The organism is Chamaesiphon sp. GL140_3_metabinner_50 (genome assembly GCF_025361915.1).
Classification (GTDB): Bacteria; Cyanobacteriota; Cyanobacteriia; order Cyanobacteriales; family Chamaesiphonaceae; genus Chamaesiphon.
Map to the genome: position 1 here is coordinate 1 of NZ_JANYJC010000131.1, position 5,631 is coordinate 5,631.

At 48.1% G+C, this 5,631-nt stretch carries 7 protein-coding genes and 1 tRNA gene; all 8 read right to left on the reverse strand.

What is annotated here, in order from left to right:
• Positions 1 to 40: 40 nt before the first annotated feature.
• Positions 41 to 114 (reverse strand) — tRNA-Asp (locus Q0R35_RS07025).
• A 155-nt stretch (positions 115 to 269) separates the two neighbouring features.
• A complete protein-coding gene (gene gndA / locus Q0R35_RS07030) occupies positions 270 to 1,682 on the reverse strand; it encodes an NADP-dependent phosphogluconate dehydrogenase (protein WP_295615383.1) in 1,413 nt (470 codons plus the stop codon).
• Positions 1,683 to 1,856: 174 nt separating this feature from the next.
• Positions 1,857 to 2,381: a YceD family protein gene (locus Q0R35_RS07035; RefSeq protein WP_295615384.1), complete on the reverse strand. Its 525-nt coding sequence runs from the start codon at positions 2,379 to 2,381 to the stop codon at positions 1,857 to 1,859.
• Positions 2,382 to 2,433: 52 nt separating this feature from the next.
• Complete coding sequence (locus Q0R35_RS07040) at positions 2,434 to 2,946, reverse strand: R3H domain-containing nucleic acid-binding protein (protein ID WP_295615386.1); 513 nt, start codon at positions 2,944 to 2,946, stop codon at positions 2,434 to 2,436.
• A gap of 135 nt (positions 2,947 to 3,081) precedes the next feature.
• Positions 3,082 to 4,254 (reverse strand): membrane protein insertase YidC, encoded by a 1,173-nt coding sequence (gene yidC, locus Q0R35_RS07045; protein ID WP_295615387.1) that lies wholly within the window; start codon positions 4,252 to 4,254, stop codon positions 3,082 to 3,084.
• Positions 4,255 to 4,360: 106 nt separating this feature from the next.
• The gene (locus Q0R35_RS07050; RefSeq protein ID WP_295615388.1) at positions 4,361 to 4,780 is read right to left on the reverse strand and encodes a PH domain-containing protein; all 420 of its coding nucleotides are present in this window, start codon (positions 4,778 to 4,780) and stop codon (positions 4,361 to 4,363) included.
• Positions 4,770 to 5,141 carry a ribonuclease P protein component gene (gene rnpA / locus Q0R35_RS07055; RefSeq protein WP_295615389.1) on the reverse strand — a complete coding sequence of 124 codons (372 nt, stop codon included), beginning with the start codon at positions 5,139 to 5,141 and terminating at the stop codon, positions 4,770 to 4,772. The genes Q0R35_RS07050 and rnpA overlap by 11 nt, the downstream gene beginning before the upstream one ends.
• A gap of 31 nt (positions 5,142 to 5,172) precedes the next feature.
• Positions 5,173 to 5,310: a 50S ribosomal protein L34 gene (rpmH, locus tag Q0R35_RS07060; RefSeq protein WP_015162297.1), complete on the reverse strand. Its 138-nt coding sequence runs from the start codon at positions 5,308 to 5,310 to the stop codon at positions 5,173 to 5,175.
• Between the last annotated feature and the right edge of the window lie 321 nt (positions 5,311 to 5,631).

Consider the following 5,631-nt stretch of genomic DNA (forward strand, 5'->3'; position numbering starts at 1 on the left):
CAAGGCTTGAATATTTAGGAAGTCTATCCATTATTTAGGACGGGACTGACGGGACTCGAACCCGCGACCTCGCGCGTGACAGGCGCGCGCTCTAACCAACTGAGCTACAGTCCCATTTAATCAACAGATCTCATTATGCACTCTTTTCGCCAGGATGTCAACTGGTTGGCGGAAAGTTTTTTATGGGGGACTGGGGGACGAGGAGAAGTCGATCCGTTTTCAATCCAAAATCTCCCATCTCCCCGCTCCCCGCTCCCCGCTCCCATCTCCTACTTAGTCCATTCAGTGTGGAACGAGCCTGGTTTATCGGTACGTTCGTAGGTATGGGCACCGAAGTAGTCCCGTTGAGCCTGAGTGAGGTTCTGGGGCAGATTGGCGCGGCGATAGCTATCAAAGTAGTCTAGCGAGGCACTAAAAGCCGGGACGGGAATGCCCAGTTTAGCTGCTTGAGAGATAACTTCGCGCCATGCGGCTTGACGATCGAGAATAGTCTGTTTGAATTCTGGAGCTAGGAGCAGATTGGCTAAATTTGGTTCGGCTTTGAAGGCATCCTTAATTTTGTTGAGGAATCCAGCGCGAATGATACAGCCACCCTTCCAAATCCGTGAAATTTCGCTCAGATTAAGGTTGTAACCCTCAGCTTTAGAAGCCGCACTGAGTAATGCCATTCCTTGAGCGTAAGAACAGATTTTGGAGCAGTATAGCGCGTCGCGTACTTGGTCTACAAACACCTTAGTATCGCCTGTAAACTTGCCATCTGGCCCAGTTAAGACTTTTGAAGCCGCAACCCGTTCGGTTTTAATCGACGACATAATTCGTCCATTCACCGCAGCAATAATGGTCGGAATCGACACGCCTAATTCTAGGGCACTTTGGACAGTCCAGCGTCCGGTACCTTTTTGAGCGGCAGCATCGAGGATTAGTTCTACTAACGGCTCATTTGTTTCTGGGTCGATATACTTAAAGATATCGGCGGTGATTTCGATTAAGAAAGAGTTGAGTTCGTCGGTTTTGTTCCACTCGGTAAAGACTTCATGCAACTGCTTGTGGTCTAAACCTGCCACATTTTTGAGCAAATCGTAAGCTTCAGCGATCAATTGCATGTCGCCGTACTCGATGCCGTTATGCACCATTTTTACGTAGTGCCCAGCTCCACCTTTGCCGATATACGTTACGCAGGGGCCATCGTCTACCTGAGCGGCGATTTTAGTAAGAATGGGTTCGAGATTGCGATAGGCAGCTTCCGTGCCTCCTGGCATCATACTGGGGCCATTGAGCGCACCTTCTTCACCACCACTAACACCCATCCCGATAAAGGTAAATCCCAATCCTTCGAGATCTTTAGTCCGACGCTCGGTATCTGTAAATAGTGAGTTACCACCGTCGATGATGACATCACCTGGTTCGAGAAAAGGTTTGAGCGCGTCGATCGTATCGTCGGTAGGTTTACCAGCTTTGACCATTAACAGAATTTTGCGCGGAGTTTCGAGGGCGGCGCAAAATTCTTCTAATGTATGTGTAGCAACTACTTTTTTCCCTTGGGCGCGGGTTTCCATGAACTTATCAGTTACTGCCCCAGTTCGATTGAAAACGGCGATCGGAAAGCCATTACGCTCGACGTTAAGGGCTAGGTTTTCACCCATGACAGCTAGACCAATGACACCAAAGCTTTGTAAAGACATAAATTATTGGAAATACTGGAGATGTAGGGTTCGATTCGACTTCACCTCACCTTAGCTCGATCCCCATTTTTTGGGGGGTTTTAGATAAATATTTGTAACGATCGTTTAGGTTTTAGGTTTTAGGGATTAGGTTTTAACATTATATCCCCCATACCCTATTCCCTATTCCCTAATTCAGCTATTTTCCAGTTGACTTTTGAGTCCTTCCAGTATGCCCCAGCGACTGTCTAGCTTCACTGGTACTGATGGTTGCACTTCAGGTGGAGACTCAATCGGGGTAATTCCGGCGCAATCTTGATTGCACAATTTTCGGAGCGGTACCGCCAGACACAATTGTTCGTACAGCCATACGTCTGGCTGGAAGTGTCCGTCTGGCGGTAGCGATTCTACCAATTCTTCAAGCTCGTTTTTAATTTCGACACCCGCGCGTGGTGGTGTGGGATCTTCGGCTTCTAGCCAGATAATTTCCGTCGCATTTAGGGCGAGTCGATGATTGTACTGTTGCAGACAGCGATCGCATTTGAGGGTGAGAATTGTCTCTGTTTGTGCGGAGACATCTAGATATGTACCGCCATGTTTGACGACGATTTTGCCTCGGACTGGCGTGAGGGTGTCAAATTCAGCGACGGTGGTATCGACAACGATCTCCAGGGTGCGATCGCGTCGATTGGCAAGTTGGGGAAGATAAAGTGGTTCCATTGGAAAAGTAGGTACGGTAGATCTAAATATCGAATCGAACCCCTAGCTACATTTATTCTACTGCTGGCGGCTGGGCTAATTGTACGACCAAGCGGCGATCGGGTTCTTGACCGCGACTTTGAGTAGCCAGATCGCTATAACTAGGGTCGCTGTCGAAAAAAGTGTGCATTTGGCGGCGTTCGGCTGAAGACATCGGCTGGAGGATGACTTCGGTACCAGTTGCACGAACGCGCTCGGCGGCTTCATCGGCGATCGTTTTCAGGGCAATGGCGCGACGCTGGCGATAGCCATCTAGTTCGATCGTGTATCCTGCTTGTAAATCGGCTTCGGCATGGATGTTGAGGCTAGCGTTAGCCAAGTACTGGATCGCATCGATCGCGGCACCTTCCGAGCCGATTAAGAGTTCTTTCTGTGCGGGTGTCAGTGGATTAGGATCGATCGTCAGCCAGTAGTTAGTCTCACTCGCTCCGGCTGGTTGTACTGTATCTACGGTAGTAGCAATTCCTGATAGGCTCAGTAGTTGTTCTAGCCACTGTTTGGCACGGTCTAGACGTTGGTCGGTCATGATTAGGTATTAGGTATTAGGCTTTAGGTATTAGGTTTTAGGTCATAGAAGTTAGACTTTAAGCTGCTAAAAGTAGAAGCTTTTGAGACGATCGATTCGTCCCTAAAGCCTAACACCTAATACCTAATACCTAATTTATGTTGCTTTTTTCTTTTTGTTTTTCTCGAACGGAATTTCTTCACGTTCGCTATTATCTTTAGGCTTTTCGCGTTCTTGTTGTTCTACCAATTTTTGTAAATCGGGTGGTAGTGGTTCGCGATTGACGAGGTAGGTTTGTGCTAGTTGAAACACGTTACCAATCGCCATGTACATCAGTACGCCAGCGGGGAGCGGGAAGAATAGAAACATCCCCGAAAAGATCACGGGAGTGAATTTATTGACAGCTTGCTGTGCTTGCTGTTGTTCTGCACCTGTATCGCCTGCTACTGCTGGAGTAGGAGTGCTGCTCGATAGGTTTTGGCTGACATACAAACTCAAGCCAAAGAAGACGATCATGGCGATAATATCCCAGTGGATTTTACCATCGGGATCCATCGCGCCGACGTGACCGAGCGAATCGATAAATAAGAAGCCAGTATTAGCCGCAATCCCCGGAATAGTCCCTTTAATGGTGACATCTCCAGGGGCGATCGCTTCAAGTTGACCATCTGGAGTAATTTTGACGTTTTCCATCCCCTTGGTAATCGTCCACTCCGGGGTGAGGTTCGATTTGGGATACTGAGCGGTTAATTCGCTAAAAGATTTACCATCGAGACCTTGAAATTCGACCTTTGCTGTTTGTCCGACTCCAACGACGTTCCCGGTGGGAATGCTAGCAATTACGGGAGTGTGGATGTTGGTGTTGAAATAAATACTATGTGGTTCGCTAGTAAAGACTTGGGGCTGAACCTGAGCGATTTCGGCTGTGGGGACAATTTGTAAGTTGACGTTGTAATCGACATTTGAAAATGGCGACCCCCGCAAGGTGGCGAACAACGCAAACAAAACAGGCATTTGCAATACCACTGGCAAGCAACCAGCTAAGGGGTTGCCAAACTCCTTATAGACATCACTCATCGCCTGTTGTTGCTTGGTGGGGTCGTCTTTGAATTTCTGCTGAATTTCTTTGACCCGTTTTTGCATCAACGGCTGAGAGATTTTGGTTTTACGCATGTTGCGGATCGAACCTGCACCTAATGGATAGAGTGCAAACCGAATCACTAATGTCAGTGCGACGATCGCTAAACCGTAGCTTGGCACGATTCCGTAGAAAAAATCTACGATCGGCAACATGATCTTGTTGGAAATAAATCCGATTCCGAAGTCCATTGTCAACTAGAGGTTAGGGGATAGGTGTTAGGTGTTAGGTGTTAGGTGTTAGGTGTTTAGGTATAGATCGACCATGACCACTAAAGCCTAAAACCTAATCCCTAATTTAGGTAGTTTGAGTGGCGGCTTCGGCTTTCTCGGTTACGCTCAACAGGGGTACGCCAGTTTTGGCGGTCACCCGCTCGTTGATATAGTCGTAGATTTCGCGATAGCGAGGGATCGAGCGCAATTCCAAGCGGCTACCATCTTTGAGGGTAACCACCATGTCTCCCCAAAATCCTAACCCACGGGGGATAGTTACTGCGTCAGTGATTTCCGAATAAACTAGATCGGTACGAACTTTGCCCATCCAACCACCAATGACTGAAATTCGGCGATCGGTAATTTTATACCGCAACCAAATTGCTCTGACAATCGCTCCGATTGCCAAAGGGATAAAAAATATTAGTGGTATTAAGACCACATGAAAAATCAAGTCCCCAATATGGGGGCCACCTTCGTAAAACGTTTCTTCTTTAATGCCCATCAAGTACCTCGGCGGCTGCCAACAACTGCTCTAATTCTCGCAAAATTTCGACATATTCGCACCCCTGTGCTGAAGGTCGGACTCCAATTACCACCGACCATCCGCTGGTAATTTGCGGCAACAGTTGACGCAGAGCCGCTTTCACCTGTCGTTTGAGCAGATTGCGAATTACTGCTTTTTTACTAACTTTCTGACTCACAGAAATCCCAAATCGAGTAGCAGGTAGATTTTCGGTAGTTGAGTTCGGCAAATGTTGCAAACTTCTAAGCGTCAGATGCACTTGTTGATGGCGTTTGCCATACTGATAAACTTTTTGAAAATCTTGCCTGCGTCTGAGTCGATGGGGTTTGGGCAATGACACGAGTTGTTACTCTGAGTATGTAAGCGCAAACCTATACAGACAGGCGATGCCGACCTCTGGCTCTCCGCGCTTTGATGACTTTTTGTCCAGTCCGAGAACGCATCCGCGCTCGGAAGCCAGATGTTCTTTTCTGTTTGCGGTTAGTACCGCCGAGAGTACGCTTGGTCATATTAGATTCCGCTCGAATTAACTAATGATCGATATCTTGGTAGGCAAAAAAGCCACAATGCACCATTATAGCAGCTATTTGGCTCGATCGCGCAGGGAGATGGGGGGACGGGGGGACAGGGAGATTTAGTGAGATGCGGAGATCCACCCACCCCGCCCTACGGGCACCCCTCTCTTGAAAAGGTGCTTTACTTGCGGCTCACCTTTGGTTATTTTCCCCGTCAAAAAGGGTGAGACAGCGACGCATCGACCGGGAGGAAACCTCCCGGTTGTGTGCGTCAAGACAAGACAGGGGAAACAAGCGACGTTTGTGGGGGAAGCT

What these genes read in the sequence shown, in the direction of transcription:
- yidC (WP_295615387.1), bottom strand. Translation starts at nt 4,254, where the DNA reads ATGGACTTCGGAATCGGATTTATTTCCAACAAGATCATGTTGCCGATC.
- Q0R35_RS07040 (WP_295615386.1), bottom strand. Translation starts at nt 2,946, where the DNA reads ATGACCGACCAACGTCTAGACCGTGCCAAACAGTGGCTAGAACAACTA.
- rpmH (WP_015162297.1), bottom strand. Translation starts at nt 5,310, where the DNA reads ATGACCAAGCGTACTCTCGGCGGTACTAACCGCAAACAGAAAAGAACA.
- Q0R35_RS07050 (WP_295615388.1), bottom strand. Translation starts at nt 4,780, where the DNA reads ATGGGCATTAAAGAAGAAACGTTTTACGAAGGTGGCCCCCATATTGGG.
- Q0R35_RS07035 (WP_295615384.1), bottom strand. Translation starts at nt 2,381, where the DNA reads ATGGAACCACTTTATCTTCCCCAACTTGCCAATCGACGCGATCGCACC.
- gndA (WP_295615383.1), bottom strand. Translation starts at nt 1,682, where the DNA reads ATGTCTTTACAAAGCTTTGGTGTCATTGGTCTAGCTGTCATGGGTGAA.